Here is a 26961-nt window from a genome sequence, read left to right on the forward strand (position 1 = left end):
CTAAACGCAATAACCTCTTCTGAATCAAGAGGTAGTCTCTTATATTGCCATTATGAAAGAGGAAATCCAAGCGTATCACCAAAACCAATCAGCGGGCGACCTGGAAATCTGCGATCTGCTGGCCACGGTCATTGACGCGGAATTGCCCGAGGCGGAAAGCAAAATCTGGCACGCTCACCCGGTCTGGTTCCTGAACGGCAACCCCATTGTAGGGTACAGCAAACTGAAAAGCGGCGTGCGGCTCATGTTCTGGAGCGGGGCAGATTTCGGGGAGGAGAAGCTGAAGGCGGGCACCGGAAAGTTCAAAGATGCTTCCATCAGCTATACCACCGCCGAGCAGGTGGAGGTAAATGAGGTGCAGCGCTGGCTGAAGAAAGCCCGGGAGATCCAGTGGGATTACAAGAACCTGGTGAAACGGAAAGGACAACTGGAACGGCTATCTTAGCATGAAACCAACGCCCGAACATGATGCTAGAATGGCGAGCATGGCCTTCGCCTCGGTTTACCCGCACTACGTGACCAAAGTAGAGCGCAAAGGCCGCACCAAAGCAGAACTGCACCAGGTTATTGCATGGCTGACGGGCTATGATGAAGTAAAATTGCAAGAACTGGTAGAGAAAAAAGTGACGTTTGAAGCCTTCTTCCGGGAGGCTAACCTCCACCCAAACGCCCACCTTATTACCGGCACCATCTGCGGCTACAAGATTGAAGACATTGAGAATCCTATCACCAGACAGGTCCGGTACTTAGACAAACTGGTAGACGAACTGGCGAAAGGCAAGAAAATGGAGAAGATTCTGCGGCAGGCGTAAAACCAGCGCATTGCTTGCCATGGAGCTAAAGACTATGCCGTAAGGAAGAACGCCTTCCTCCTTCGTTAGCTAAGAGCAAAGGACAATGATCCCGTAAAGGCGGAATCTGGTTAGTGACACTGATTCTATAAAGCCGTAGCTTTGCGTACGGGTTTGTCTTTCATGCGTGAATGCGAACAAGCCTTACCAGAATCTTTGCCCTCTCCTTGCCATGCACCCTAGAAAGAAAGAACATCCTAAAGAGAAAGCAGGGTTGCACCCGCGCAACAAGCACAGGGAGCGGTATAACTTTAAACATCTCATAGCCAGTTGTCCGGAGTTGCGTCCTTACGTGCGGCGGAACGAGTTTGGGGATGAATCCATTGATTTCTTCAGCCCCGAGGCGGTAAAGACCCTGAACAAGGCGCTCCTGAAGCACTTCTACGGCATCCGGTACTGGGACATCCCCAATAATTACCTCAGCCCCCCTATTCCCGGCCGGGCCGATTACCTCCATTACCTCGCCGATCTGCTAACCAACCATCAACCGGCTGCGCAAACGGGTAAACTCCCACGGGGGCCTCATGTCAAATGCCTGGACATTGGCGTAGGAGCCAACTGTGTGTACCCCATCATCGGGAACAGGGAATACGGCTGGTCGTTTGTGGGCTCAGACATAGATCCGGTCTCCATAGCCTCGGCCAATAAGATTGTGGAGAAGAACCCAACTCTGAAAGGCCAGATTGAGCTCCGCCTACAGCCGAACAAAAAGGACATTTTCCGGGGCATCATCCGGGAGGGCGAGCATTTTGATCTTACCATCTGCAACCCACCCTTCCATGCTTCTCCTCAGGAGGCGCAGGCGGGCACGCTCCGCAAACTCCGGAACCTCCGGCAAAAGCACGTCAAAACGCCGGTGCTTAACTTTGGGGGACAGCACAATGAACTGTGGTGCGCGGGCGGCGAGGAACGGTTTATCTCAGAGATGATCCGGCAGAGCCGGGAATTCGCCACTTCCTGCTTCTGGTTCACCTCTCTGGTCTCTAAAAGTGAAACCCTGAAGGGCGTGTACAAAGCTCTGGAAAAAGCCGGGGCGCTGGAGGTGCAAACCATTTCCATGAGCCAGGGCAACAAAGCCAGCCGGTTCATTGCCTGGACTTTTCTCAACCCTAAGCAACGGCAAACCTGGGTACAGACCAGATGGCATGAGGGCGTTTAGGGGCTCTTTTTCCAAAAACAGCCCCTAAACGCAAAATCCCTACTTAAACTCCACCTTCTGCACCGACCGCTGCTTGCCGTACTCCAGCACCAATAGATAGGTCCCTTTTGCCAATTTTCCGCGCGGAATGGTGAGCGTGTGGCTGCCGGCTTTGTATTTCTCCTTCAATACCTTGGTCTTCTTTTTCCGGTCGAGGGTGTAGAGTTCAGCTTTAACGCTGGATTTCTTTTGGAGCTGAATGGTTACGTACACGTGTCCAAGTCGGTTCCCGGCAGCTATTTGGGCGGGCGAAAGCGTTTCAGGGAGTGTACCGGTGGGCGGCGTACCCAAGGCGGGGGCAGTAGTGCTGGGTTGCTGAGCCAGTACCGGCAGGGCGCTGCCCAGGGCCACCACATTGCTGAGTTCGCTCTCCACGTTGGCGGGGCTTACCTCCGTCACGGTCCAGAAGGAAGCCGGGGAAGGAACATCGGCCGCGGCCACAGTGGCCATTTCTGAAGATGTGAACGCCCTAACGGCACCTTCGGGAATCAGATCGCCGGTGGCGGGCATGGAGGAAGTTACGTACAGCAGGTACCGTTTGAAAGGATGACGGTTCAGCGGATTTCGGGCCCAGCGCACTTCATAGGCGCCGGTGCTCTCGTTCAGCGTCACAGTCAGGTCTGATGGGGCCGCCGGGGCGTTTCCGCCGTTCCAGTCCATGGCCGGTGGCGCGGCCGGAAACCGGAACGTGGCCGCCTCCAATGAAGTCGCGATCAGGTTGGTGTTGTTCAGGAGTTGGGTGGCCCGGAAAAAGACGCTGCCCAGAGCGCTCTGCTCGCGGTTAGAGCGGGTAATCTCAATCTGGTGCGGCACTTCTTCCATGGTAAAGCCCGTCTGGCTGATGATATGGCCCGGATACAGATGCCGTTGGGCGGCGTGGGCTTTGTCTGACCACCAGTACAGCAGTTTCCGGTAGTCCTGGCGGCCCCCAATGGCCCAGTACAATTGCGGCGTGATGTAGTCTACGTAGTGGTTGTTGAGCCAGTGCACGGCATCGGCGTAAATGGCGTTGTAGGCATCCATGCCCGCTATACCGGCAGGTTCGCCGTTTTTCCAGATCCCGAAGGGGCTCACCCCAAATCGCACCTGCGGTTTCAGGGCCTTGATCTGGGCGTGCACCAGCCGCATGGTTTCATTGATGTTGAAGCGCCGCCAGTCTTTGATGTTGCTGTAGCCCGTGCCGTGGGTTTTGTAGGTCTGGGTGTCTTCATTCCCGATGCCCGGAAAAGCGCCCTCGGGGTACGGGTAGAAATAATCATCGAAATGAACGCCGTCAAGGTCATAGTTCTGTACCACTTCCTTGATTACGGCGGCTATGTGATTGCGCACTTCGGGCAGGCCCGGGTTCAGGATGCGTTTGCCGTTGGAGAAGGTAAGCAACCAATTGGGCTTGGCCTTGGAAACGTGCTGCGGGCTGTACACATTAGGATTAGCGACCGTGCTCACCCGGTAGGGGTTCACCCACACGTGCAACTCCAGCCCCCGGCTATGCGCCTCCTGTATGGCGAACGCTAAGGGATCATACCCAGGGTCTTTGCCCTGTACCCCCGTCAGAAACCGCGACCAAGGCTCCAGGCTGGAACGGTAAAAGGCATCGCACTCGGTCCTGATCTGGAAGAACACCACGTTGAGGTTGGCGGCTTTGATCTTGTCCAGCATCTGGCGCAGTGCTTCCTGCTGCTTTTCGGGCGGGGCGCCCTGCACGGGCCAGTCCAGGTTAGCCACGGTGGCCACCCACACACCCCTAAACTCGCGGTTGGGCAACTCCTGGGCCTGCGCCCCGCTGGTTAAGAAAAGTACAAAAAGGCTGAAGGCAAGGGCAAAGTGCTTGAACATAAAAGGCAATGGGAAGAGAAAGCGGCGGGGGCACCAGGTACGGCCGCAAAGGTAAGAAGAACAGGCAAATAATGGTTTCTCCTCATTTACTTTACCTGCCTCATGCCCCAAACCCTGAAAACGCGCTGCGTGTTTAGAGGCTCTTTTTGGAAAATAAGCCCCTAAACGCGCAGCCGTTGCCGGGTCTTACCTTAAAAGAGTGTTATTTTGCAGGCGGCGGCGCAGCGGAAAGCACGGGAACGGCATAGGCCATGTGCCTCACCAACGCTTTCAGCCGCGCCGCCGCCCGAACCCACTTCCTAAAATTGGAGTAGAAGTACCGCAAGATCTATGCGAAACCAAGACCTCAGACATACCCTCTACACCATCATCCATGGCACCGACACCGCCGCCGGCCGAAGGTTTGACGTGGTGCTGCTCTGGATGATTCTGCTGTCTACCTTGACCGTGTGCCTGGAGAGCGTTCCCTCCTACCGCGCCACCTGGAGCGCTCATTTCCGGTGGCTGGAGTGGATGTTCACCGTTGTGTTCACGCTGGAATACCTGCTGCGCATTTACAGCCATCCGCGCCCGTGGCGGTACATTTTCAGCTTTTACGGCCTCATTGATTTCTTTTCGGTGGTGCCTACGTTTATCGCCTTCTTTATCCCGGGGTTCCGGTTCCTGATGACCATTCGGGTGCTGCGGCTGCTGCGCGTCTTCCGCATCCTCAAACTCACCAGCTATATTGAGAACGCCCAGCTCATCACCAGCGCCCTTAAGGCCAGTGCGCATAAAATCACGGTCTTCATCATGGCGGTGCTCAGTCTGGTGCTCATCATTGGCTCAGTGATTTACGTGGTGGAAGGCGAAGAGAACGGGTTCACCAGCATTCCGCAGAGCATTTACTGGGCCGTGGTCACCATTACCACCGTGGGCTACGGTGATATTACCCCTCGCACGCCGCTGGGCCAGGTCATCTCTTCGCTGGTCATGCTCATGGGGTACGCCATTATTGCCGTGCCTACCGGCATTGTGACCGTGGAACTGTCTAAGCTGAAACCAAACAAGGCCAGCCTCACCCCCACCCGGGTCTGCCCAGACTGCGGCCAGGAGGTGAAAAAGCGCGACAATTTCTGCCGCAACTGCGGGCTGAAACTCATCAGTGCCAAAGCATAACTGTTTTGGGCCAGATTCTGGAAAAAGAGCCGCTAAACGCCCTATCTTTGGAGGAACGAAATTTCTCTCACCCATGCCCCTGGACCATCTCAGAACCTTCTGCCTTTCCCTGCCCGCCGTCTCTGAAGACGTGAAATGGGACCATGACCTGTGCTTTTCCGTGGGCGGGAAAATGTTCTGCGTGGCCAGCCTGGAACCGCCGCTCACGTTCTCCCTCAAAGTCCCCGACGACCAGTTTGATGAGCTCCTTTCGCAGCCCGGCGTGGTGCCGGCGCCTTACCTGGCCCGCTATAAATGGGTGCTGCTGGAAGAAGGTCACCCACTCTCAGAGAGGCAAGTCACGGCGCTGGTGCGGCAATCGTATGACCTGATCAAAGGCAAGATGCCCAAGAAAGAATTGAAGGCGGCGGGGCTGCTGTAAAGAACCACGGGCATTTGTTTGACTTCCTGCGCCAAATGCTGTTTCTTCGTAGAGTTCTTTCAACTATACAAGCAGGAGTTCTGTTTCTAAGAAGATGGCAAACTGGAAAAATTATCTAAAGAAGATAGGGGTAGCGGGGTTCATGTTTTTCCTGATCAAGGGGTTAATCTGGATCTTCATTTTCCTGGGCGGCGCCAAACTGATTTTCGATTAAGTCCCTGCGGCTGATCCTTTCCCCTCCCATACCCCTGCTGTTCCCCTCAGATTCCTTTAGACTAAATAGCACTTTCCGTTTAGGGGCGCTTTTTCCTGTTTTAGCGTAAAAACAGATAAAGTGGGTTTCTGCGGCAGATTCCGCACCTTAGCATTTTCAATTCCCAATTTAATTTTGCACCTTATCTTCTCATCCGCTTGTCGCTTGTAGCAAAAGCCACAGGTAAACCCTTTACTGCCTCCTATTCTGGACATACATCCACCCGTTATGCATTCCCTTTCCACCGTGATCATTGGCTCCGGCAGTTATCTACCGGCTACTGTTGTGCCCAATGAAAACTTTATCCGGAACACGTTCTATGATGCTTCTGGCAAACCACTGGTACACCCCAATGAGGTTATTATCCAAAAGTTTGAGCAGATCACTGGTATACGTGAACGGCGCTACGCCGCACCAGAACAGGTAGCCTCAGATTTAGGGTACCTGGCCGCGAAGGAAGCCATTGAGCACGCGCAGATTGACCCCGAAACCCTGGACTACATCATTGTGGCCCATAACTTCGGGGATGTGAAGGACAACAACCGGCGGGTAGACATGATGCCCCCGCTGGCCTCCAGGGTGAAGCATAAATTACAGATCGCCAATCCCTACACCGTGGCCTATGACCTCCCGTTCGGGTGCCCCGGCTGGTTGCAGGGATTTATTCAGGCGCACTACTACCTCCAGTCCGGCGATGCCAAACGTGTTTTGGTCATCGGGTCAGAGACCCTTTCCCGCGTCACTGATCCGCATGACCGCGACAGCATGATTTACTCAGACGGGGCCGGGGCCGTCATTCTGGAGGCACGCGCGGGAGAACCCAAGGCTGGGGTATTGCAGCACCTCACCGTCTCTGACACCCTTAGCCAAACTTTCTGGCTCAACTCCTCGCCTTCCTATAACCCCGATTTACCGCAGGAAGACCTCTATATAAAGATGGATGGCCGCAAAATTTATGAGTACGCCCTTAAAACGGTGCCGCAGCTCATCAAAAACTGCCTCATGAAAGCGAACATCCCGCTCACTGCCGTTAAAAAAGTACTGTTGCACCAGGCCAACGAGAAAATGGATGAGGCCATGCTGGACCGGCTCTTTAAGCTGTACAACCAGGAACCCATTCCGGCCGGCATCATGCCCATGACCATCAATACCTTCGGGAATAACTCAGTGGCTACCCTGCCGGTCCTGTATGATCTGATTGCCCGAAACCAGATGGAAGGCCAACGTTTTGCCAGCGGCGATATTCTGGTGTTTGCCTCAGTGGGGGCAGGCATGAATGCCAATGCCGTTATCTATCAGGTTCCTTAACCATCATAAGGTATCGTTTTCACCGTTCTATTGATTGAAAAGAGCGAAGCAGTAGAAGATCATCATGCACATTGGAATTATTGGCGGCGGAATTGCCGGTCTTACCACCGCTATTGCGTTGCAGAAACTGGGCATACAGGCGCAGGTGTTTGACTCCGCCCCAAAGTTTGAGCCCGTAGGGGCTGGGCTGGCGCTGGCCGCCAATGCCATCCATGGGTTCCAACGCCTGGGCATTCAGGAAGAGGTCATTGCCGAAGGCAACTGCCTCAACGGTTTCCATATTCTGGAGGAGAACGGCCGCCTCATCAACCGCACCGACAGCCGCGCCATCAGTGCCAAATATGGCCTGGATAACTTCGTGATTCACCGCGCCGACCTGCACAAGGTGTTGCTCCGGCAATTACCGGCCCACAGTCTGCACCCCAACAAGCGCGCGGTGGGCACCAAACCCGCTGCCAAGGGCATTACGGTTCAGTTTCAGGACGGTGAGGAACAGACATTTGACCATCTGCTCGTTTCAGACGGTATTCATTCGGCCATACGGCAGCAGCTGTTGCCCCAGTCCACGCCCCGCTATGCCGGGTATACCTGCTGGCGCGCCATCATTGACAACCCCGGCTTACAAAGCGAATACGCCTCTGAGACCTGGGGCAAAGCCGGTAGGGTGGGTTGGTCGCCCATCAAAGGGAACAAGATTTACTGGTTTACCTGCATTAATGCGCCGCAGAACAGCCCCCAGATGAAAGCCATGCGGGTTGAGGACCTGGAGCGGCATTTCCAACTTTACCACTCTCCTATTCCGGAGCTGTTCCGGCACACCAAACCTGAACAACTGCTCTGGCACGATCTCTATGACCTGGCTCCGCTCTCCCGGTTTGCGTTCCCCAACCTGCTGCTCTTAGGCGATGCCGGCCACGCCACCACCCCCAACATGGGCCAGGGCGCCTGCCAGGCCGTGGAAGATGCGGTGGTCTTCATGGATGAGCTGAGAAAAGACTTTGATTTTAACCGGGCCGCCCAACGATTTGAGAAACGCCGCATGCCCCGCACCCACTGGATCACGCGCCAGTCCAGGTTGCTGGGCAACGTGGCACAGTCTGAGAACAATCTGTACATCCAGCTCCGGAACTTCGCGCTCCGCCGCCTGCCCACCTGGGTCAATGACCGGCAACTGGAGAAAGTTTATTCCGTGGATTTCTAGCTTCCGTTTAGGGGCTGTTTTCAGAAAAGAAGCCCCTAAACGGAAATCATCTGAACACCACCCAGGCTTTGCTTTCTACTTCTGTTCTGCATTTAATTTGGGGCCTGTAAAATACTTCCTAGTAATAACTTAAGGAATTATTTCATCCATTGGCTGTGATCTAATATACTTGGGCGGCATGGGGAGTAGGCATAATTTGAGTAATATTGTACCCAAACCTATACGTTCCTCCTGCCCTTGAATACGTTTGTGCCGGCTTTCAGACAGACGCAACGCGTTGTAGACGATGCTTTTGACTTTTCTCAGTGCGCCAGTGCCCACCTGTACATCAGTTTTGGGGCCCACCGCATCCGTATAGGCATTCTGGATGTCCCTCACAACAAGTTTGTGGCCCTGGAAGACTATGAGGCCGAACGACCCTGTACGGTAGAGCAAGCCATTGCCGCGCTGGAACAGCTGTCCCACACCAATCAGCTGTTACAGGAGAAAAAGTGGCAGCAGGTGCGCATCGGGATCAAGAACCAGCAGTTTACCCTAATTCCGGAGACGCTATTTGACCAGAATGCCCGCGAGGAATACCTGCGCCTGAACGCCGTGGTGGAGCAGGACCAGGAAACCGTCTACCACCATGAACACCCCCGGCTGGAACTGGTGAACGTGTTCACGGCGCCCGCTTCCCTCCAGGCCTGGACCCAACAGCATTTCCCCCAGACCCGTGTAGAGTTTGTGCACCAGACCTCTGCGCTCATGGAGGGATTCCTGCACATGGCCGAACGTAGCACCCGCCCGCAGCTCTATGTCTACGTGGACAAGAATTACGTGACGTTGGTAGTCCTGCAAGGGCTCAAGCTGGAATTCTGCAACTCCTTCTATTTCACTACTGCCGAGGACTTTATTTACTACGTGCTGTTTGTGTTGCAGGAAAAGAAAATGAACCCCGATCAGGATAAAGTATTGGTATGGGGCGAACTGCTGCTGGATTCTGAGTTGCACGAGGTGCTGCGCCGGTACATCAGGTTTGTGCAGTTCGGGAAGAAGCCCACGGGCGTAGGTTTCAGTTACCGTTTTGAGACCCTCTTCAACCACCGCAACTTTGACCTCTACAGCCTTCATTTCTGCGATTAAGCTGGTGCGGTAACAGGGAAGTGACACAAATAAAGAGGCCTCTAAACTCATTCGTTTAGAGGCCTCTTTATTTGTATCGCTTCCTAGAGAGCAAAGAGGAAGACAAAGTAAAGCGCGATCCAGAGGATGTCCAGGAAATGCCAGTAACTGCGCAGCATCTGTACTTGCATGAGGCGGTACGGGTCCCGGATAAACACCAGGGTGCGGATGGGGTCTTTGGCGGCCCGGTTCGTCTTCACGAACAGGTATGAGCAGAACGCCAGCCCACCGCCAATGTGCAGGAGGTGCAGCGCGGAGAGCAGATACAAAAATGTACCGGCTGGGTGTCCGTTAAAGAAGATCTTGGCCTCCACCATCTCGTACCAGGCAATGACCTGCGCCACGCAGAAGACACTGCCCAGCACCAAAGACCTGAGCAAATGCTTTTTCATGGGGACTAAGTCATCCTGGGCATAAAAGGTGGGTGCCTGGTGCATGAAAAAGCTACTCACCAGCAGCACCACCGTACTTACGGAGAACAGCTTGGGCAGTAAGAATGGCGTGGCAGTTGCGGCTTCACTGGCCTTTACCAGAAACATGACCGTGAGCACCAGGAACAGCATTCCCATCCCAGCCATGCTTATGTAGAGCAGCATTTTGAGCGGGGGCACTTTCTCAATGCGCTCAAAACTGGACATTTTACCGGCCCCAATCTTGTTTTGATTCTCAGATTTCATGTTGGTTCATTTCTTCGCCCTGCCACGTTCAGCCTAGCCACTTCTAAGACAATTATTTACTGTAGTACCCTGGGGCACAGCATTATGTTTAGGCACTCACTAAAACAGATGCATTTTTCAGGAAGAACGTTGCATCTGCCGCTTCTCATGTGCGCGAGTGCCTAAATTCTGAGCGATTACCCCCTCTAGATTAGCTTTTCTTAAACCAGGAACCCACCTTTCCAAAAACGGCATTGGCAGTAATTCTGGGCGAGGCGCCGGTTCCTAACTCCACGTACGTTTTATTGTTCACCCGCACGTCTACCACCAGGCCAGCCTCCAACAGTTTCTGATTCACCTCCTTGGCTTTGTCCAAGCTACCGGCAATTCCGCCGCCACCGCCTTTCCCGGCGGAAGGCGGCAGCAGGTTGCGCATCACGCGCTCCAGGGCCGCATGGTCAGTGAAATTCACAATCACGTAGTTCTCCTCAGCCACCACCAGCACCTTGTCTTCCAGCACGGTTAAAACCAGCTGTGCCGAGATCTCAAACGGAAGAGTTGTCATGGTTAGGACTGATTGGTGCCGGTTGATTTTGACTTGAGCGTGAGTTTGCCGTTCAGGCGCCATTGCCCCGGTTGCCCCTGCGGACCGGGCCCCTGCACAGACATGTCCTGAAAATCAAGGGTGATGTCGGTTTGGGCGGCCTTTAGTTTGTCCAGGAGCACAGCTGCCAGATCAGAGAGTTTTTGTACGGGTTGGGTAGTGTTTTCCATTTTCGTTTTGATTATACAACATTGAAAATACGCATCTTAGAACGAGGCGTTTCTTTTCTGCCTTTCATTTAAAAAGTACAATACATCCAAGCAGGATAGGCTTACGTATATAGAGCAATTTTATTGCCCGGGCGGGCACTCTTTGTTTATGAAATATCTCTTCGCATGTGCGCTAAGCTTGGTTGGGTGGTTGTCAGGCTGGCAGGAATCTGTTTTCGCCCAAACCTGCACCCAGCCTTTGGGGCTAGCCAAAAATACCGAGTTCGTGTACCAGGTCACCGACAAAGGCCGAAACAAAGGCACCCTCAACAACAAAGTGATGCACCAGAGTCATGACAAAGACGGCGTTTACGTGACAACGTTCAAAAGTACCCGCATCAATGGCAACCGTGCCGAAACCGCCGATGAATACAGCATCAGATGTTCCGGTGACACCGTGTATTTAGACGCCATGATGCTGCTGCGGGAGCAAGCCCTAAAGGCCTTTGAAGGGAAAGACTTTGATTTTTACCCGGTGCACATCGCCTATCCACAGCAGATGCAGGTGGGCCAGTCATTACCAGACGGGAAACTGGGGGTGCGGGTGCGTTCTTCCAATGTCAACATCACCAACATTACCATGGAGGCCACCAACCGCAAGGTAGTGGCCCAGGAAAAACTGACCACTCCGGCGGGCACGTTTGACTGCTACAAGATCAGCTATGACTACGTGGTGGAGCTAGATGCCATGGGCATGCCCCTGCGTGATACTTTCAAAGTAGAGGAGTATTTCTCGCTGGAACACGGTCTCATTAAATGCCAGTTCTCTACCAAACGCGGTAAGAAAGCCAAAGGCATGGAATTAATTTCCAAAAGAAACGCGGCCCAGGCATTGCAGAGATAAATTACCCGCTGTTTTAAGCCTGATTTTAGAAAAAGAGCCCCTAAACGGCTTTGCCCATGGCGCTACAGTTGGTGCATGAGCAGCCAATCTTGCGCCAGTTCATCATTTTCAAAGGCCCTTAAAAGCAAGGCAGATTTCTAGTGCTGCTTGAATTTCTCAAAAGATCTTCGGCCAAAAATGCCCGGCGACAATACATGCGCGAAATAATGGAGTCCCAAAGACGCGGCGGCCGGTGCCCATTTATAGGCCAGATAAAAAGCCCCGTCGTCCCAGGGACCGACTAATTCCTGATTGCTGTTCAGGATTGCCCGGCAGGGTAACTCGCGGAGCATAGACAGAAGATGGCTCCCGCCCATGACCATTGTTTCCAGAGACTGTACGCCCATCCAATGCACACAGATGTAGGAATTCCCGGGCAAACGGTATGCTTCAAAACAGACATCGCCATTGGCTTTCCTTATTTCCTTTTTCTCCATCAGGTGGGTTTGTGCCTGGCCGACACTGTTGGCCAGACAAACGGTTAAACACGGTTCTGCGGGCGCACCTACAGAAATTCCTTCATCACGGCAATGGTCTCCTGGGGGGCGCTGAGGTTGGGGCAGTGCCCTGTAGCCTTTAAAACCACCAATTTGCTGTTGGGAATGTTCTGATGCATGTACTCCCCCACTGAGAGCGGAGCTATCACGTCTTCAGAGCACTGCATGATGAGAGTGGGGGTTTTGAGGTTGCGCAGATCATCCCGGTTGTCGGAGAGGAAGGTGATGCGGGCGAAATCCTTGGCAACCATCTCATTGCTTCGGCAGAAGCTCTGTGCCAGTTCCTGCCCCAGTTGCGGTTGGTCTGGGTTGCCCATGATCACGGGGGCCATGGTGGTTGACCAGTTGAGGTAATCACTGTCCAGTGACGCCAGCAATCCTTCAATGCCTTCCTGGGTAAAGCCGCCGGTGTAGTCCTCGTCATTGATGTAACGCGGCGAAGGTCCAATAAGGATGAGCTTGCTGAACGTGTCCGGCTCCAGAATAGCGGCCATCACTCCTATCATGGCACTTACGGAATGCCCAACCAGCACCACGTCCTTCAGGTTAAGTTCTTCGCATATCTCCAGAATGTCTACCGCATAGGATTGGAGCGTGGCATACCGCTCAAGGCTGTAACTGGAGGTGTCTGCCGCCCCAAAGCCCACGTGGTCAAAGAGCACAATCTTGTACTCGTCTTCAAAGGCCGGGGTAATAAAGCGCCACATGTTCTGGTCACAGCCGTAGCCATGGGCAAAAAGCAGGGTTTTAGAACCATTGCCTTTCACGGTCACATTATTCCTTTTGAGTGCTTCCATGGTTGGGGGAGTAAGATGTTGCACAGGTAGAAACTACCGTTTTAATCAAATATACAATTGTGTGCCAAAACATTCCTGTTTTAAGCCAATTTTTGGAAAAACAGGCGCTAAACGCAAGGCAACATCACAGCGCCTTCCCCTAAACCAGTACCACCTTTGCCCGTTAAACAACAGAGCGGGAGCACCGTTTCCCCCAGGAAACCGCTCCCGCTCTGGCAGGCAGAGGCGCTTCTGCTAATTTTGAATCGAAATTAAGTACACTATGGAATCATTGAAAGGAAAAACGGCGCTGGTAACCGGGGCCGGAAAAGGCATTGGTAGGGCCGTAGCTATTGCATTGGCCAAAGAAGGGGTGAACGTGGCGCTGCTGGCCCGCACCCAGGCCGATCTGGAAAAAGTAGCCTCTGAAATAGAAGACCTGGGCGTAGACATCTCCATCGTCACCGCCGATGTCACCAATATCAACAGCGTAAACGAGGCTGTGGAACAGGTGCAGCAGGAACTGGGCTTCATTGACATCCTCATCAACAACGCGGGCACCGCCGCCTTCGGGAAGTTCCTGGACATGGAGCCCAACCAGTGGGAGCATATCATTAAGGTGAACCTCTTAGGGCCTTACTACGTGACCAGGGCCGTGCTACCCGCCATGATCTCCAAAAAGACCGGCGACATTGTCAATATCTCCTCCACGGCCGGGCAACGCGGGGCGGCGGTCACCAGTGCCTACAGCGCCTCCAAATTCGGGCTGATTGGCATGACCGAGTCCCTCATGCAGGAAGTGCGCAAGCACAACATCAGGGTTACCTCGCTTACCCCCAGCACCGTAGCCACCGACCTGGCCGTTGAACTGAAACTGACCGACGGGAACCCCGAGAAAGTGATGCAGCCCGAAGACTTTGCTGAGCTCCTGGTTTGCCAGCTCAAGCTAAACCGCCGGGTCTTCATCAAAGAAGCGGGCATCTGGTCTACCAACCCATAGAAACTTTTTCCTATGAAATGAAAATGCGTTTAGGGGCTGTTTTTGGAAATACAGCCCCTAAACGCATTTTAAGTGAAAGCAATTTAGCCATGGCGAATCCAGGAAATTGTTTGACATTTGCTCTCAATGAGCCGTACCGTAAAAAGTAAAGGCCCATATAGTATAAATAGCCAAAACCATCACCCGCAGACCATGTCCATCACCAATCACGAAGACTTAGCAGGAATTAAGGCGGTGAGCGAAGCCGTAGGAGTTACCTTGAAGAAGATGCGGGACTACGCCCAGCCCGGCATGTCTACCCTGGAGCTGGACGAATATGGGTATGAAGTCCTGAAACAGTACGGTGCTAATCCGGCCCCTAAGCTTACCTACGGCTTTCCGGGGTACGCCTGCATCAGCGTGAATCACGAGATCGCCCACGGCATTCCCTCTGCCAAAGTGATTCTCAAGGAAGGCGATTTGGTGAACGTAGATGTCTCTGCGGAACTGAACGGCTATTACGCCGACAACGGCGGTTCTTTCATTCTGGGGCAGGACGTGCAGCAGCTCGGTCCATTGGTGGAAGCCTCTAAAAGAATTCTTCAGAAAGCCATTCAGCAAATCAAAGGCGGCGTGAAAATCTCAGAGGTGGGCAGGCTCATTGAAACTGAAGCCAAGAAAGCCGGTTACAAGGTCATCCGGAACCTGGTGGGTCACGGCGTGGGGCGCAGCCTGCACGAAGAACCCAGTGAAATCCCCAACTACTATGACCGCTTCAACACGTCGCGTTTTAAGAAAAACTCGGTGGTGGCCATAGAAACGTTTATCTCTACCAAAGCGGCCCTGGCCCAGGAAAGCGGCGATGGCTGGACGTATGTGACCAAAGACGGCAGTTTTGTGGCCCAGCATGAACATACTATCCTGGTCACCGACGGTGCCCCCATCATCCTGACGGAAGCCAACCAAATCTGGTCCTGAGCAGTATCCCTAGAAGCCTTTTAAGTCTATTTCCTTGGTTTCCTGCGCCGGGATGGTGTGTTTGGTCTGCTTCTGAATAATCTTGAAGTGGTGCGCGTCTTCGGGGGTAACCAACGTGATGGCCTCTCCGCTGGCCTCCGCCCTACCCGTACGCCCAATGCGGTGAATGTAATCTTTAGAAGAGCGGGGCAAGTCATAGTTGATCACCTGCGGCAGAAATTGGATGTCGATGCCCCGGGCGGCCAGATCAGTAGCCACCAAGACCCTAACCTTCCCTTTCTTGAACAAAGCCAAAGCCTCTGTTCTGGCTCCCTGGCTTTTCTGGCTATGGAACGCCACCGCCTTTACGCCATTGTTTTCCAGTTTAGTCACCAGGTGGTCGGCGCGTTTAGTGGAGGACACAAACACCAGTACCTGCTGCATCTGGTGCTGCTTGATGAGGTAGCGCAGGAAGGGTCCTTTGCGCTCGGTTTCCACTAGATAAGCAGTTTCCTTGATCTGCAGTTCTTCCAGAGGTTTTTCCTCTTCCTTCACCTCTACCACCACCGGGCTTTGCAGCAATGTTTCCTGAATTGCATTCACTTTGTTGTCCAGGGTGGCAGAAAACAGCAGGTTCTGGCGCTTTTTAGGCAGTAATTGAAGGATTTCGCGCATTTCCTGCTCAAAGCCCTGGTTCAGCATTTTGTCGGCCTCGTCCAGCACCAGCATTTCCACATCATCCAGGTGTACCGCGCCAGAGGCCACCAGATCGAGCAGACGGCCGGGGGTAGCCACCAGAATATCGGTGCCCTGCAAACGCATCATCTGCGGGTTGATGGACACTCCGCCAAATACAGATAAGGTTTTCACTTTCACGGTCATGTGCGCGCTGAATGAAAGGAACACCTCCCCTACCTGCAAGGCTAATTCCCGGGTGGGCACCAACACCAACCCTTTCACGAAGCGGTTCCGGAATGTCCTGCTTGTCTGCAGCCGGTCCAGCATGGGCAAGGCATAGGCCGCCGTCTTCCCAGATCCGGTTTTAGCAATCCCCAACAAATCCTTGCCCTTGAGAATAGCCGGAATGGCTTCCTGCTGCACAGGCGTGGGCTGGATGTATTGCTGCGCGGCAGCGGCTTTGACTAAGGCAGAGGATAACCCGAGGTTCTGGAATGACATAGAAACTGTTTGAATTCAGCCACAAAGATACGTGACAGACAACGCGGATTCTTTTTTTTCTAGCACGCTTCCAGTAGTTAATCTTTACCAAGAACTTTATCTACAGTCATATGATAGAAATGCAGAAGCCTGAAAGACGCTTAGAAATAATTTTAAAGTGAAAGAATCTTTAAACTAAGCGCCGATCTTGCCCATTTCATGTTTTTATTGGAAGCTAAGTGGTTCTGGTTGAGATAGTGGTACATTTTTCTATATTTAGCTACCCGTTTCCCTAACGCCACCCACCCTTTATGCAAACCTACGTTCCTGCTCTTTCCCCTTGGAGTCTTTGGAAGAAAACTCTCTTCCGCTTCTTCGCATTGTATCTGTTTATTTACATTACCAGCACCTACACCTCTTTTCTCTGGAACCCACTGGTTGATTTTCTGGGAGAACATATCCTGCAATTAGGCAAACCCATCACCGTTAAACCAAACGGCAGCGGTGACACCACCTACAACTATGTTCAGGTTTTTGGAATATTTCTGCTGGCCATTATAGGCACCCTTCTTTGGACTGTTGTTGACCACAAGCGCAAAAATTATGATAAGTTGCTGTATTGGCTCATGGTTCTGGTGCGCTATGCGTTGGCGGCGGCCATGATCAGATACGGCTTCGCGAAGATCTTTAAAACCCAGTTTCCTTTCCCCGGCCCGTACTCTCTGTTACAGCCCTTGGGCGAATCCTCTCCCATGGGGTTGGTATGGAAATTCATGGGTTACTCCACCGGCTATAACTATTTTACCGGCATTGCCGAGGCCTTGGCTGGCGTATTTCTCTTCTTCCGGCGTACCGCCACCTTCGGGGCACTTCTGGCCATAAGCGCGTTAGCTAATATTGTGGCCTTGAATTTCTTTTTTGATGTGCCGGTAAAGCTGTACTCGTCGCATTTACTACTCATGGCCTTGTTTGTGGCAGCCCCAGATTTGAAACGGCTGTTCTCTTTCTTCTTCCAGAACAAAGCGGTACCCGCCGCCACGCTCCCTCCTGCCTTCACAAAGCCCTGGATGCGTTACACCCGCCTCGCCCTGAAAGTACTGGTCCTCGCCTGGCTGGGATACACCGTCACGGCCACCGGTCTTTTCATGCAGAAACGCTACGGCGACAAAGCCGCTAAACCGGCCCTATACGGAGCCTACGCCGTGGAAACCTATATCCGCAACGGTGACACCCTGGCCCCGCTCACCACAGACACCACCCGCTGGAAACTCTTGACGGTCAACCATGAGAGATTTATCAGCACTCAATTGATGAATGATAGTATCCGGCATCACATGGTGCAGATGGACACCGCCTCCCAAACCATCTCATGGTCGGCGGCAAAAGATTCCACCCAAAAAGCTGAATTACATTACCGGCTGCCTGACAAAGACCATCTGAGCTTACAGGGCCAACTGCACCAAGACACTGTCCAGATCCTTCTCCGGAAGATAGATTTACAGCAGTTCACGCTGGTGAGCAGAGGCTTCCGTTGGGTAAACGAATATCCCTATAACCGTTAGACCGAAAAGGTTTAGGAGCGATTCCTTTCTATAAGAGTTGAAATGTTAAGCTAGCCCAGCCAAAAAAACAATTCAAAACATAACTCCACTCGCTTTTCGTACCTTTGCTCATAGATAAAACCACTTCCACCCATGCCTGAGCAGAACCCAGAAGCCCGCATTTTGGAGCTGACCAAACGCCTGAATTACCTCAACTACCAATATTACCAGAACAGTGTTTCAGAAGTGTCTGACTATGAGTTTGACCAGCTGCTGAAAGAGCTGCAGGACCTGGAAACACAGTACCCGCAGTACCGCTCAGATAATTCCCCTACCCAGCGGGTGGGCGGCACCATCACCAAGTCTTTCCCCACGGTATACCACAAGTACCCCATGCTCTCGCTGGGCAATACTTACTCTGAGGAAGAAGTGCGTGAGTTTGACAAACGCGTGCGCAAAGTAACCGGCGACGAGGTGGAGTATGTCTGCGAACTCAAATTTGACGGCGTAGCCATGAGCCTCACCTATACCAACGGTGCCCTCACGGCTGGGGTAACCCGCGGCGACGGTACCCGCGGCGATGATATCACGCCTAACGTGCGCACCATCCGGACCATTCCGCTGCACCTGCACGGCGATGATCTCCCGGCTGAGGTGGAAATACGCGGGGAGGTGTTCATGCCTTTTAGTGTGTTTGAGGAGCTGAACAAAGAACGTGAGGAAATCGGCGAAGCCTTGATGGCTAACCCAAGAAACGCCACCTCCGGCACGTTGAAGCTGCAAGACTCCAAAGAAGTGGCCCGCCGCCGCCTGAGCATGTTCGCCTACAGTCTGCTCAGCACCCCTACCCTCTTTGAGAGCCATTCCCAGAGCCTGGAGGCATTGCAGCGCTGGGGCCTGAACGTGTCTCCCACCTGGCGCGTGTGCCGCACCATTGAGGAAGTGATGGATTTCATCCATGAGTGGGAAACCAAACGTTTTGAACTGCCCATCGCCACCGACGGCATTGTAGTGAAGGTGAATTCCTATGCGCAGCAGGACGAACTAGGGTATACCGCCAAAAGTCCGCGCTGGGCCATGGCCTACAAGTACAAAGCCATGGAGGCCGTGACTGAGCTGCTGGAGATTGAATACAACGTGGGCCGTACCGGAGCGGTAACCCCCGTAGCCATTATGAAACCGGTTTTACTGGCCGGCACCACCGTAAAGCGCGCCTCCCTGCACAACGCCAATGAGATGGAACGCCTGGGCCTTATGCTCCATGACCAGGTAGTGGTAGAGAAAGGCGGCGAAATCATCCCTAAAGTGACGGCCGTGAAAACCGAGCTTCGGCCAGAGAATGCCGCCCCCATTTCCTACCCCACTGAGTGCCCCGCCTGTAAAACCCCGCTCATCCGTACCGAAGGCGAAGCCAACCATTACTGCCCCAACGAGAAAGGCTGTCCGCCGCAGGTGAAGGGCAAACTGGAGCACTTCATCAGCCGTAAAGCCATGAACATCATGAGTTTGGGCGAAGGCAAGATTGAGCTGTTGGTGGAGCAAGGCCTGGTCTCCAGCCCAGACCACCTCTACGACCTTACCTATGATACCCTCTTCGGGCTGAAGAAGACGTTTGTGAACGAGGAAACCGGCAAAAGCCGCGTGGTCACGTTCCAGAAGACTACCGTGGAGAACATCCTGAAAGCGCTGGAGAAGTCAAAAGAAGCTCCGTTTGACCGTGTGTTGTTCGCCCTAGGCATCCGGTTTGTGGGAAACACCGTGGCGCAGAAACTGGCCCAGCATTTCCGGAACATTGACGCTTTAAAAGCTGCCACGGAAGAAGAACTGATCTCGGTACCGGAAATTGGGGGGCGGATTGCCGCCTCGGTGCGTGAGTATTTCCAGGACGTAGCCAACCTCCATCTGGTAGAACGCCTGCGTCACCACGGCCTGCAACTGGATTTAGGTGAATTGGCCGTTATTGAGCCGCAGAGCGATAAGTTGGCTGGTCTTACGTTTGTAGTTTCTGGTGTTTTCACGGGTTATTCCCGCGAGGAACTACAGGACACCATCACGGCCAACGGCGGCAAAGTGGTCAGCTCCATCTCCAAAAAACTGTCTTTCCTGGTGGCCGGCGACAAAATGGGACCTAGTAAGCTGGAGAAAGCCACCACCTTAGGCGTGAAAATCCTTAGCGAAGCTGAATTTAACCAGATGCTGGCTTAACTAATACTTTTCGCGATTCTTATTTTCCTGATGCGTTTAGGGGCTGTTTTTCCAAAAATAGCCCCTAAACGCATTTTTCATTTTAAATACAGAAGCATCGGCTTTGGGCTGAGGACTTTCTTACCTAGAGGAACAATTTCTTGAGTAGGCGTGCTGGAGGTTACTTGCCGTTTAGGGGCTATTTTTGGAAAAACAGTCCCTAAACGGTAAGGCCACGGAATTTTCTTCCGTGGCCTTGCTGACACTAAATTAAAACAACTAAACCTTTCTCTATTAAACTGAAATGGGTGCAGATTGTTTAAAAATCTCTACTGGTTTTGCTTTGTGTTATAGAATTCTGAGCTCAATGCGGCGGTTCAGCTGGCGATTCTCTTCTGAGGTGTTGGAAGCCGCCGGTTGGGTATGACCGTAGCCCTTGGCTTCAAACAACGTGGCAGGCGCTCCTTTGCCCACCAAGTAGGCCACCACTGCTTTCGCCCTGGCTTCGGAGAGTTTCTGGTTAGCGGCCGCCTGCCCCACGTTGTCGGTGTGGCCGGAGATTTCTACCCTTATCTTGGGGTTGGCTTTCAGGAACTGAAACAGCTTGTCTAACTCGGTCTTTGACTCTGGTCGCAGCACTGCTTTTCCGGTATCAAAGAACAGGTTGCTGAGCACCGCCTTGGCCCCTTTGTTCAGGGGTTGCAGGTAAAAATCCAGTGCCAGCGGCGCCGTGGTAGAGGTAGCGGAAAGGTGTCGGCTTTCCAACACGTGACCTGGCGCAGTTACATACAAAGCGTAGCGCTGTTTCTGGTTTATCACAATGGTGTATTCACCGGTGCTGCCATCTGAGCTCACCTGCTGCGTGATCACACTCGCGGAGTCCAGGTCATATACCTGCACCGTGGCTTTCAGCGGTTTCTTGGTAACGGCGTCAAACACGCGCCCCTGCGCGAAAGAAGAAATTGTCTTCCCTTTCCAGACCTCGGGCACCTCAAACTGCAAGAGCGCCACCTCTACCTTGCTCCCTGCAGTGGTTTGCCCGGAGTAATAGCCGGTGGTATTGTCTGCGGAGATGAAGATGGAGCTCTCGTCGCGGTGCGTATTGAGGGGATGGCCCATGTTCACGGGAGTACCCCAGCCGTCTTTCTCCCGGTCTATTTTGAACAAGTCCAATCCGCCCATGCCGGGCAGGCCGTCGGTGGCGTAGTAGAGGGTGTTGCCGCTGGCGTGCAGAAACGGCGAATTCTCGCGGCCCGGAGTGTTCACCTTCGGTCCAAGGTTCACCGGAATGCTCCAGTTCCCGTCTTCCTGCTGCCGGGTTACCCATAGGTCTTCGCCCCCCTGCCCGCCTTTGCGGTTAGAGGCAAAGTAAATGGTCCGCCCATCGGCCGACAGGCTGGGCTGGGAATCCCAGGCGGCGGTATTCACATTACGACCCATGTTTTTGGGCGCACTCCACTCGTTTCCTTCGCGGTAGCTGATGTACAGATCACAGGAACCGTAGGAATCCTGGCGGTTGCAGGAGGTGAACACCAGCACCCGGCCGTCGCCGGACAAAGAGGCCGCCCCTTCGTTCAATTCGGTATTGATGTTCTTGGAAACCCCCACCGGAGCCTGCCACTGCCCGTTTTTTCGGTAAGCCAGATACAGATCCTCATGGTCTAAGGGGCCGTTGCCCTGGCGGGCGGTGAACAGAAGTGCTTGTTGGTCTGCGGTGAGCACCGGCGAGTACTGCAACCCGAACTGGTTCACCGTTTCCCCCAGCGCTTGCGGCTTGAACGGAACCGGCTCCTGCAAAGCCTTCTGGGCGAACTGCACATTGTTTAGTTGCCGGGTGGCGTGCTGGAATAAACGAGAACCCTTCTTGTTGAATTTCAGATAATGGGTGTAATAAGTAGCAGCCTCCTGATACTGCCCCCGCTCAAAAGAGAGATCTGCGTAACTGAGAAAGTCAGTAGACAAACCGGCCTCCACGGGCTGTTTGGGCAGCCCCCGGCGGTAATGCTGATAAGCTTCTTCCTGCTTCTGAAGCACCCGGTAAAGACTGGCCGCCCGCACGTAGGCTTCGCCGAAAGCAGTGTCACGCTGCACGGCCTCTGAGAAAGCCGCCAAAGCTTTGTCAAAGTTACGCCCTTGGGTGTAGCGCACGCCTTCCTCGTAGGCTTTCTGTGCTTTGCCGTTAGATGAGCCCGTGGCGGGCTTTTGCGCCAATGCCGAGCTGAATACCCCAAAAAAGAAGAACAGGAAAAAGCAAAGGCGGGCTTTCTTCAACATAGATTATGGTATGTTCAGGAATTTATGGGTTTGCAACGAAATCCGCCACTTAGGGTTTTCTTTCACATAATCCACAATGAGCGGCATCATCTGGGGGGCCTTGCTCCACTCGGGTTGCAGGTACAGGCGGGTGTTAGGCCCTACCTGAGCGGCATGTTCCTCGGCCCACGCAAAATCGCTTTTGTTGAACACAATCACTTTCAACTCCCCGGCATGGGGCAGGACGCTGGCGTGCGGACCCTTGAATTTCTTGGGCGAAAGGCAGATCCAGTCCCAGTGGCCGCTCAGAGGATAGGCGCCGGAGGTCTCAATAAACGTCTGAATGCCCCGTTTCTGCAGTTCTGAGGTAAGGTAGTCCAGGTTGTAAAGCAAAGGCTCGCCGCCGGTCACCACCACCGCCTTGCCCGGATACTGCTCGGCCTGCTGCACAATCCAGTCGGTATCGGTGAGCGGGTGCAGGTTGGCATCCCAAGATTCTTTCACGTCGCACCAGTGGCATCCAATGTCGCAGCCCCCTAAACGGATGAAGTAGGCGGCTTTGCCGGTGTGGTAGCCCTCGCCCTGAATGGTGTAAAAGTGCTCCATCAAAGGCAGCTTGGTGCCGTCTGTGGGTACCGTGTGGATGGAGGCGATTTTAATATCTAAGGTTGTTTCCAAAATCTAATGTCTGATTTACCGTTTAGGGGCTCTTTTTCTGAAAATGCCGCCTAAACAGGATGTATGTTCTACGCCAACAAGCAGAAGCAGGTATAAGTTGCGCCCAGGCCCTGCCTTTCCGCTTTAGGCAATGTATAATCAACTGCAAAGGTAACTATTCCCGGGCAGAAAGCGCAGATCTGCCTTTTTAGGCAGCAGGGCACGGTTGAATAAAAATTTTTCACCTTTTACCATTGATCTTTCAGATATTTTCAGATATTGCCACCACTAATGAGCAAAATTCACAACATAGCGCCTACCTCTCCTTCCTATTCCTTACAGGAAACGGCCCTGATTGTTTTTGCCTGCACCACCATTACCGGTATTTTCACGATTACCCCTCCGGGGGTATAGCTGCACATATCGTCCTTTCCAAAGGCCAACTCCAAGGTGGCCTTCGCGGCCTGCGGCCCATTCTCATCGTACAGTTTATCATTCTTACAGCCTGAATTATGTTGGTTTTAAAATTTGGGGGCACTTCTGTAGCCAACGCCCAAGCCATCCGTCAGTTAATCTCCATCCTGCAGAAAAAGGAAAACCCCAGAATGCTGGTAGTGGTTTCTGCCATGTCTAAAGTGACTGATCTGCTCATTAGCCTTTACCAGAAGGCGGCCACGCATGATGCTACCTATCTGGAGGCGCTTGCGCAACTGGAAGCCAAGCACATGGCCGCCATTGAAGAACTGGTGCCCATGAGCCAGCAAATTGAGATCAAAGGGCGCATCAAAATTATCTTCCGGGAGCTGGAAGATGTATGCCGTGGCATCTATCTCTTAGATGAACTCAGCGACAGCACTAAGGCCCGGGTCATGGCCTACGGGGAACGGATGTCTTCAGCGATCATCTCTGTAGCGCTCCAGCACCACGGCCTGCCTAATACTCTGGTAGACAGCCGCGACTTCATTGAGACCGACGCCAGCTACCTCAATGCCAAGGTAAACCTTAAAGCTACTTACGCCCGCATGCAGGAACGCTTGCCCCAAGTACCCTTGATTGTGGCCCCGGGCTTTGTTTCCCGCTCAGCGGAAGGCAAAACAACGGTGCTGGGACGAGGCGGTTCTGATTACACCGCCTCTTTATATGCCGCCGCCTTACACGCTGATGTTCTGGAGATTTGGTCAGACGTAGACGGCATGTACACCACTGATCCACGTAAGGCCAGCGCCGCCTATTCCATTGAGGAACTAAGCTATGAGGAAGCCATGGAGCTGGCTTACTTCGGGGCGAAGGTGCTGTACCCACCCACCATTGCCCCATTGGTCACCGCTGGTATTCCGCTGGTGCTCAAGAACACCTTCAACCCAGACCACCGGGGAACCCTCATCTCGGCTACTCCCACTCCCAGCCCTTTGGCCGTGAAAGGAATTTCCTGCATTGATCACATGGCGGTGCTCACGGTGAGCGGCAGCGGCATGATTGGCGTGCCCGGCGTGGCTATGCGTCTGTTCAAGGCGGTGGCTTCTGAGAACATCAATATTTATTTCATCACGCAGTCTTCCTCTGAGCAGAGTATTACCATTGGCTTGGCCGAGGCCGAGGGAGAAAAAGCCGTGCAGGCCATCTCCGCGGAATTCGCCGCTGATCTGGCACTGGAACTCCTGAACCAGGTGAGCCTGGAAACGCCCATGAGTATTGTGGCCCTGGTAGGAAACGGCATGATCCAGAAACCCGGCGTTGCCGGCAAGGCTTTCTCCCTGCTGGGCGAGCACGGCATAAACATCCGCGCCATTGCGCAGGGCGCCACGGAACGCATCATTTCTGTGGTCCTGAACTCGGCAGACGCCGAGAGAGCGGTCAACCTGCTCCACCAGAAATTTTTCCTCTCCGTACCGGAATCTTCAGAAGCCGCTCTGGCCTAACAACAAATACTATATGAATTCAACTGACTTTGTCAAAGCCTACGCCCCCGCCACTGTGGCCAACGTCTGCTGTGGCTTTGATGTACTGGGCTTTGCCTTAGACCAACCCGGCGATGAAGTCTGGGTAAGAAAAACAGAAGCACAAGGCATTACCATCTCGGCCATCCATGGCATTGAAGGCCTTTCTGCCAACCCCGCCGAGAATGTGATTGGCGTAGTGGCCCAGAAGATGCTGGAGGCCCTGGAGGTGCCGCATGGGCTGGAGATGCAACTGCACAAAGGCATGCCCGTGGGCAGCGGCCTGGGTAGCAGCGCCGCCAGTTCCGCAGCCGCCGCCTATGCCGTGAATGAATTACTGGGCAGTCCGTTCAGTACCAAAGAACTGGTGGTTTTTGCCATGGAGGGCGAACGGAAAGCCTCGGGCTCTGCCCACGCCGACAATGTGGCCCCTTCGCTGCTGGGCGGATTCGTGCTGGTGCGTGATTATGAGCCGCTGGATGTAGTGGAACTAGGCGTACCGCTGGAGCTGTATTGCACCGTCTTATACCCCCAGATTGAGCTGAAAACCTCACTCTCCCGCCAAATCCTGAAACAGGAAATCCCCCTGAAGCAAGGGATCAGGCAGTGGGGTAATCTGGCGGGCCTCATGGCTGGTTTACTCAAAAAAGACTATGCGCTCCTGGGCCGCAGCCTGCATGATGCCATTTTTGAGCCGGAGCGTTCCATCCTCATTCCGCTGTTCAAACAGGTAAAATCGGCGGCCCTCGCGGCTGGGGCGCTGGGGGCGGGAATTTCAGGCTCCGGTCCCTCCATTTTCGCGCTTTCCGCCACCCGCGCCCAGGCCTTGGCCGTACAAGAGGCCATGGAAGCCATTTACAGCGGCAGCGGCATTGAGACCAAATCATATGTGGCCCAGGTCCCCGAACAGGGCGTTCGGCTGGTTGGCCACTCATCCTATAAACCCGCCCAACTATGAAGTACTACAGCACCAACGGCTCCTCCCCGGAAATGAGTTTTAGGGAAGCCGTCATCAAAGGCCTTCCCCATGACCAGGGACTTTTCTTCCCGAAGGAAATTCCCACCCTACCCGCAGATTTTTTTGACCGGCTCCCCTCCCTCTCCCTGCCTCAGACGGCGGTGGAAGTGCTCCAGCCTTACGTATCGCCTGACCTGAGCCCGGAGGCGCTGCGGCAGATCTGTGAGGAGGTGTTCACGTTCCAGATTCCGCTGGTAGAAGTGGAGAAAGACATGTACGCGCTGGAACTGTTTCATGGCCCCACCTGCGCGTTCAAAGATGTGGGTGCCCGTTTCATGTCGCGCTGCCTGCAGGCGTTTACTGGCAAGGACAAACGAGTAACCGTGCTGGTGGCCACTTCCGGTGATACCGGCAGCGCCGTGGCCAATGGCTTTCTGGGCCTTGAGAACATTGATGTGGTGGTACTGTACCCGGAGAACGGGGTGAGCCCGATACAGGAAATGCAATTCGCCACGCTGGGGCAGAACATCAGCGCGGTAGCCATTAACGGCACCTTTGACGATTGCCAGCGTCTGGTGAAAGAGGCGTTCACTGATCCGGAACTGAACAAAGCCAGAAATCTCTCTTCGGCTAACTCTATCAATGTAGCGCGTTGGCTTCCGCAGATGGTCTATTACTTCCACGCCTGGGGCCAATGGAAAAAGCTGAATTCTAACGCGACTGAGATCACTGTTTCAGTGCCCAGCGGCAACTTCGGGAATCTGGCGGCGGGGCTGCTGGCCCGGCAGATGGGCTTGCCCGTCACCTATTTCGTTGCCGCCACCAACCGCAACCGGATTGTGCCTGCGTATCTGGAAACTGGGCAGTACAGCCCTGCCCCATCGGTGGCCACCATTGCCAATGCCATGGACGTGGGCAACCCCAACAATTTCCCGCGCATTCAGGAAATGTTTGGGGCTAACCTTGAAAGCCTGAAGGAAGTGGTAAAAGGTTTCTGGGCCGATGACGAGGAAATCAAAGGCACTATCAAACTGGTGCACCAAACCACCGGCTATCCCCTAGACCCGCACGGGGCTATTGGATACCTTAGCCTGCGCCAACTGCTCCCCGAGCTGCACACGCCCGGTATTTTCCTGGAGACAGCCCACCCAGCCAAATTCAAAGACAGCATGGAAGAGGTATTGGGGCAGGAAGTGCCGCTGCCTGAGCAACTGAAGGCGTTCCTGGGCAAACAGAAACAAGTCACCGAGCTGCCTAATGACTTTGCCGGCCTCAAGCTGCTACTCATGCAGGAACACAAAGAAGGAACGCTATAAGCCGCT

Annotated in this window: 26 protein-coding genes; 17 read left to right on the forward strand and 9 right to left on the reverse strand. The window is 53.7% G+C overall.

Going from position 1 to position 26961, the window contains the following annotated elements:
- Positions 1-52 precede the first annotated feature (52 nt).
- The 3 genes from EFA69_RS17685 (at position 53) to rlmF (ending at position 2010) form a co-directional block, all read left to right on the forward strand.
- Positions 53-445 (forward strand): DUF1801 domain-containing protein, encoded by a 393-nt coding sequence (locus EFA69_RS17685; protein ID WP_123134388.1) that lies wholly within the window; start codon positions 53-55, stop codon positions 443-445.
- A 1-nt stretch (position 446) separates the two neighbouring features.
- Positions 447-812 carry a DUF2200 domain-containing protein gene (locus tag EFA69_RS17690; protein ID WP_123134389.1) on the forward strand — a complete coding sequence of 122 codons (366 nt, stop codon included), beginning with the start codon at positions 447-449 and terminating at the stop codon, positions 810-812.
- A gap of 211 nt (positions 813-1023) precedes the next feature.
- Positions 1024-2010, forward strand: coding sequence for a 23S rRNA (adenine(1618)-N(6))-methyltransferase RlmF (rlmF, locus tag EFA69_RS17695; RefSeq protein WP_123134390.1), 987 nt, complete (start codon positions 1024-1026; stop codon positions 2008-2010).
- A 39-nt stretch (positions 2011-2049) separates the two neighbouring features.
- On the opposite strand, the gene EFA69_RS17700 is transcribed toward rlmF, so the two are convergent.
- On the reverse strand, positions 2050-3885 hold the full coding sequence (locus EFA69_RS17700) for a glycoside hydrolase family 10 protein (protein ID WP_148041405.1): 1836 nt from the start codon (positions 3883-3885) through the stop codon (positions 2050-2052).
- Positions 3886-4215: 330 nt separating this feature from the next.
- Between EFA69_RS17700 and EFA69_RS17705 the strand changes: the two genes are divergently transcribed.
- The 5 genes from EFA69_RS17705 to EFA69_RS17725 all read left to right on the forward strand — a co-directional run bounded on the left by EFA69_RS17705 (position 4216) and on the right by EFA69_RS17725 (position 9351).
- Complete coding sequence (locus EFA69_RS17705) at positions 4216-5043, forward strand: ion transporter (protein ID WP_123134392.1); 828 nt, start codon at positions 4216-4218, stop codon at positions 5041-5043.
- Between the two features lie 73 nt (positions 5044-5116).
- On the forward strand, positions 5117-5464 hold the full coding sequence (locus EFA69_RS17710; protein WP_123134393.1) for an MmcQ/YjbR family DNA-binding protein: 348 nt from the start codon (positions 5117-5119) through the stop codon (positions 5462-5464).
- A 481-nt stretch (positions 5465-5945) separates the two neighbouring features.
- Positions 5946-7025 (forward strand): 3-oxoacyl-ACP synthase III family protein, encoded by a 1080-nt coding sequence (locus tag EFA69_RS17715; RefSeq protein ID WP_123134394.1) that lies wholly within the window; start codon positions 5946-5948, stop codon positions 7023-7025.
- 64 nt (positions 7026-7089) lie between these two features.
- Positions 7090-8226, forward strand: coding sequence for an FAD-dependent monooxygenase (locus EFA69_RS17720; protein WP_123134395.1), 1137 nt, complete (start codon positions 7090-7092; stop codon positions 8224-8226).
- A gap of 237 nt (positions 8227-8463) precedes the next feature.
- A complete protein-coding gene (locus EFA69_RS17725) occupies positions 8464-9351 on the forward strand; it encodes a DUF3822 family protein (protein ID WP_183906851.1) in 888 nt (295 codons plus the stop codon).
- Positions 9352-9434: 83 nt separating this feature from the next.
- Here the strand turns inward: EFA69_RS17725 and EFA69_RS17730 are convergent, their stop codons facing one another.
- The 3 genes from EFA69_RS17730 to EFA69_RS17740 form a co-directional block, all read right to left on the reverse strand.
- Entirely contained in the window at positions 9435-10067 is a 633-nt protein-coding gene (locus EFA69_RS17730) for a cytochrome c oxidase subunit 3 (RefSeq protein ID WP_123134397.1), read from the reverse strand.
- 190 nt (positions 10068-10257) lie between these two features.
- Positions 10258-10611 carry a hypothetical protein gene (locus tag EFA69_RS17735; protein WP_123134398.1) on the reverse strand — a complete coding sequence of 118 codons (354 nt, stop codon included), beginning with the start codon at positions 10609-10611 and terminating at the stop codon, positions 10258-10260.
- Positions 10612-10613: 2 nt separating this feature from the next.
- On the reverse strand, positions 10614-10820 hold the full coding sequence (locus EFA69_RS17740; RefSeq protein WP_123134399.1) for a hypothetical protein: 207 nt from the start codon (positions 10818-10820) through the stop codon (positions 10614-10616).
- Between the two features lie 148 nt (positions 10821-10968).
- Here EFA69_RS17740 and EFA69_RS17745 point away from each other — a divergent pair, with 148 nt between their 5' ends.
- Positions 10969-11703, forward strand: a complete 735-nt coding sequence (locus EFA69_RS17745; protein WP_148041406.1) for a TapB family protein — start codon at positions 10969-10971, stop codon at positions 11701-11703.
- Positions 11704-11840: 137 nt separating this feature from the next.
- Here EFA69_RS17745 and EFA69_RS17750 read toward each other — a convergent pair whose 3' ends face one another.
- Both EFA69_RS17750 and EFA69_RS17755 read right to left on the reverse strand, forming a co-directional pair.
- Positions 11841-12179, reverse strand: a complete 339-nt coding sequence (locus EFA69_RS17750; RefSeq protein ID WP_123134401.1) for a hypothetical protein — start codon at positions 12177-12179, stop codon at positions 11841-11843.
- Between the two features lie 68 nt (positions 12180-12247).
- Entirely contained in the window at positions 12248-13036 is a 789-nt protein-coding gene (locus EFA69_RS17755) for an alpha/beta fold hydrolase (RefSeq protein ID WP_123134402.1), read from the reverse strand.
- A 262-nt stretch (positions 13037-13298) separates the two neighbouring features.
- Between EFA69_RS17755 and EFA69_RS17760 the strand changes: the two genes are divergently transcribed.
- Together EFA69_RS17760 and map are read left to right on the forward strand one after the other, a co-directional pair.
- Positions 13299-14015, forward strand: coding sequence for a 3-ketoacyl-ACP reductase (locus tag EFA69_RS17760; RefSeq protein ID WP_123134403.1), 717 nt, complete (start codon positions 13299-13301; stop codon positions 14013-14015).
- 192 nt (positions 14016-14207) lie between these two features.
- Complete coding sequence (map, locus tag EFA69_RS17765; protein WP_123134404.1) at positions 14208-14972, forward strand: type I methionyl aminopeptidase; 765 nt, start codon at positions 14208-14210, stop codon at positions 14970-14972.
- Positions 14973-14981: 9 nt separating this feature from the next.
- Here map and EFA69_RS17770 read toward each other — a convergent pair whose 3' ends face one another.
- The gene (locus EFA69_RS17770; RefSeq protein ID WP_123134405.1) at positions 14982-16130 is read right to left on the reverse strand and encodes a DEAD/DEAH box helicase; all 1149 of its coding nucleotides are present in this window, start codon (positions 16128-16130) and stop codon (positions 14982-14984) included.
- Positions 16131-16420: 290 nt separating this feature from the next.
- On the opposite strand from EFA69_RS17770, the gene EFA69_RS17775 reads away from it, so the two are divergent.
- Together EFA69_RS17775 and ligA are read left to right on the forward strand one after the other, a co-directional pair.
- On the forward strand, positions 16421-17671 hold the full coding sequence (locus tag EFA69_RS17775; protein WP_148041407.1) for a hypothetical protein: 1251 nt from the start codon (positions 16421-16423) through the stop codon (positions 17669-17671).
- A 132-nt stretch (positions 17672-17803) separates the two neighbouring features.
- Positions 17804-19855, forward strand: a complete 2052-nt coding sequence (ligA, locus tag EFA69_RS17780) for an NAD-dependent DNA ligase LigA (RefSeq protein WP_123134407.1) — start codon at positions 17804-17806, stop codon at positions 19853-19855.
- Between the two features lie 327 nt (positions 19856-20182).
- Here ligA and EFA69_RS17785 read toward each other — a convergent pair whose 3' ends face one another.
- Both EFA69_RS17785 and EFA69_RS17790 read right to left on the reverse strand, forming a co-directional pair.
- A complete protein-coding gene (locus tag EFA69_RS17785) occupies positions 20183-22108 on the reverse strand; it encodes an OmpA family protein (RefSeq protein WP_123134408.1) in 1926 nt (641 codons plus the stop codon).
- A gap of 3 nt (positions 22109-22111) precedes the next feature.
- The gene (locus tag EFA69_RS17790; protein ID WP_123134409.1) at positions 22112-22765 is read right to left on the reverse strand and encodes a 7-carboxy-7-deazaguanine synthase QueE; all 654 of its coding nucleotides are present in this window, start codon (positions 22763-22765) and stop codon (positions 22112-22114) included.
- A 270-nt stretch (positions 22766-23035) separates the two neighbouring features.
- Between EFA69_RS17790 and EFA69_RS20630 the strand changes: the two genes are divergently transcribed.
- From EFA69_RS20630 to thrC, 4 genes are all read left to right on the forward strand, one after another.
- The gene (locus tag EFA69_RS20630; protein WP_262696997.1) at positions 23036-23158 is read left to right on the forward strand and encodes a hypothetical protein; all 123 of its coding nucleotides are present in this window, start codon (positions 23036-23038) and stop codon (positions 23156-23158) included.
- A 98-nt stretch (positions 23159-23256) separates the two neighbouring features.
- Positions 23257-24663: an aspartate kinase gene (locus tag EFA69_RS17795; protein WP_123134410.1), complete on the forward strand. Its 1407-nt coding sequence runs from the start codon at positions 23257-23259 to the stop codon at positions 24661-24663.
- Positions 24664-24676: 13 nt separating this feature from the next.
- A complete protein-coding gene (locus EFA69_RS17800; RefSeq protein ID WP_123134411.1) occupies positions 24677-25639 on the forward strand; it encodes a homoserine kinase in 963 nt (320 codons plus the stop codon).
- On the forward strand, positions 25636-26955 hold the full coding sequence (gene thrC, locus EFA69_RS17805; RefSeq protein WP_123134412.1) for a threonine synthase: 1320 nt from the start codon (positions 25636-25638) through the stop codon (positions 26953-26955). Before EFA69_RS17800 ends, thrC begins: the two co-directional genes overlap by 4 nt.
- The last annotated feature ends 6 nt before the right edge of the window (positions 26956-26961 follow it).

This window comes from Rufibacter immobilis (assembly GCF_003721565.1).
Lineage (GTDB): Bacteria > Bacteroidota > Bacteroidia > Cytophagales > Hymenobacteraceae > Nibribacter > Nibribacter immobilis.

Coding starts and splice junctions, on each gene's coding strand:
- EFA69_RS17685 (WP_123134388.1), top strand. CDS start 53: ATGAAAGAGGAAATCCAAGCGTATCACCAAAACCAATCAGCGGGCGAC.
- EFA69_RS17690 (WP_123134389.1), top strand. CDS start 447: ATGAAACCAACGCCCGAACATGATGCTAGAATGGCGAGCATGGCCTTC.
- rlmF (WP_123134390.1), top strand. CDS start 1,024: ATGCACCCTAGAAAGAAAGAACATCCTAAAGAGAAAGCAGGGTTGCAC.
- EFA69_RS17700 (WP_148041405.1), bottom strand. CDS start 3,885: ATGTTCAAGCACTTTGCCCTTGCCTTCAGCCTTTTTGTACTTTTCTTA.
- EFA69_RS17705 (WP_123134392.1), top strand. CDS start 4,216: ATGCGAAACCAAGACCTCAGACATACCCTCTACACCATCATCCATGGC.
- EFA69_RS17710 (WP_123134393.1), top strand. CDS start 5,117: ATGCCCCTGGACCATCTCAGAACCTTCTGCCTTTCCCTGCCCGCCGTC.
- EFA69_RS17715 (WP_123134394.1), top strand. CDS start 5,946: ATGCATTCCCTTTCCACCGTGATCATTGGCTCCGGCAGTTATCTACCG.
- EFA69_RS17720 (WP_123134395.1), top strand. CDS start 7,090: ATGCACATTGGAATTATTGGCGGCGGAATTGCCGGTCTTACCACCGCT.
- EFA69_RS17730 (WP_123134397.1), bottom strand. CDS start 10,067: ATGAAATCTGAGAATCAAAACAAGATTGGGGCCGGTAAAATGTCCAGT.
- EFA69_RS17735 (WP_123134398.1), bottom strand. CDS start 10,611: ATGACAACTCTTCCGTTTGAGATCTCGGCACAGCTGGTTTTAACCGTG.
- EFA69_RS17740 (WP_123134399.1), bottom strand. CDS start 10,820: ATGGAAAACACTACCCAACCCGTACAAAAACTCTCTGATCTGGCAGCT.
- EFA69_RS17745 (WP_148041406.1), top strand. CDS start 10,969: ATGAAATATCTCTTCGCATGTGCGCTAAGCTTGGTTGGGTGGTTGTCA.
- EFA69_RS17750 (WP_123134401.1), bottom strand. CDS start 12,179: ATGGAGAAAAAGGAAATAAGGAAAGCCAATGGCGATGTCTGTTTTGAA.
- EFA69_RS17755 (WP_123134402.1), bottom strand. CDS start 13,036: ATGGAAGCACTCAAAAGGAATAATGTGACCGTGAAAGGCAATGGTTCT.
- EFA69_RS17760 (WP_123134403.1), top strand. CDS start 13,299: ATGGAATCATTGAAAGGAAAAACGGCGCTGGTAACCGGGGCCGGAAAA.
- map (WP_123134404.1), top strand. CDS start 14,208: ATGTCCATCACCAATCACGAAGACTTAGCAGGAATTAAGGCGGTGAGC.
- EFA69_RS17770 (WP_123134405.1), bottom strand. CDS start 16,130: ATGTCATTCCAGAACCTCGGGTTATCCTCTGCCTTAGTCAAAGCCGCT.
- EFA69_RS17775 (WP_148041407.1), top strand. CDS start 16,421: ATGCAAACCTACGTTCCTGCTCTTTCCCCTTGGAGTCTTTGGAAGAAA.
- ligA (WP_123134407.1), top strand. CDS start 17,804: ATGCCTGAGCAGAACCCAGAAGCCCGCATTTTGGAGCTGACCAAACGC.
- EFA69_RS17785 (WP_123134408.1), bottom strand. CDS start 22,108: ATGTTGAAGAAAGCCCGCCTTTGCTTTTTCCTGTTCTTCTTTTTTGGG.
- EFA69_RS20630 (WP_262696997.1), top strand. CDS start 23,036: ATGAGCAAAATTCACAACATAGCGCCTACCTCTCCTTCCTATTCCTTA.
- EFA69_RS17795 (WP_123134410.1), top strand. CDS start 23,257: ATGTTGGTTTTAAAATTTGGGGGCACTTCTGTAGCCAACGCCCAAGCC.
- EFA69_RS17800 (WP_123134411.1), top strand. CDS start 24,677: ATGAATTCAACTGACTTTGTCAAAGCCTACGCCCCCGCCACTGTGGCC.
- thrC (WP_123134412.1), top strand. CDS start 25,636: ATGAAGTACTACAGCACCAACGGCTCCTCCCCGGAAATGAGTTTTAGG.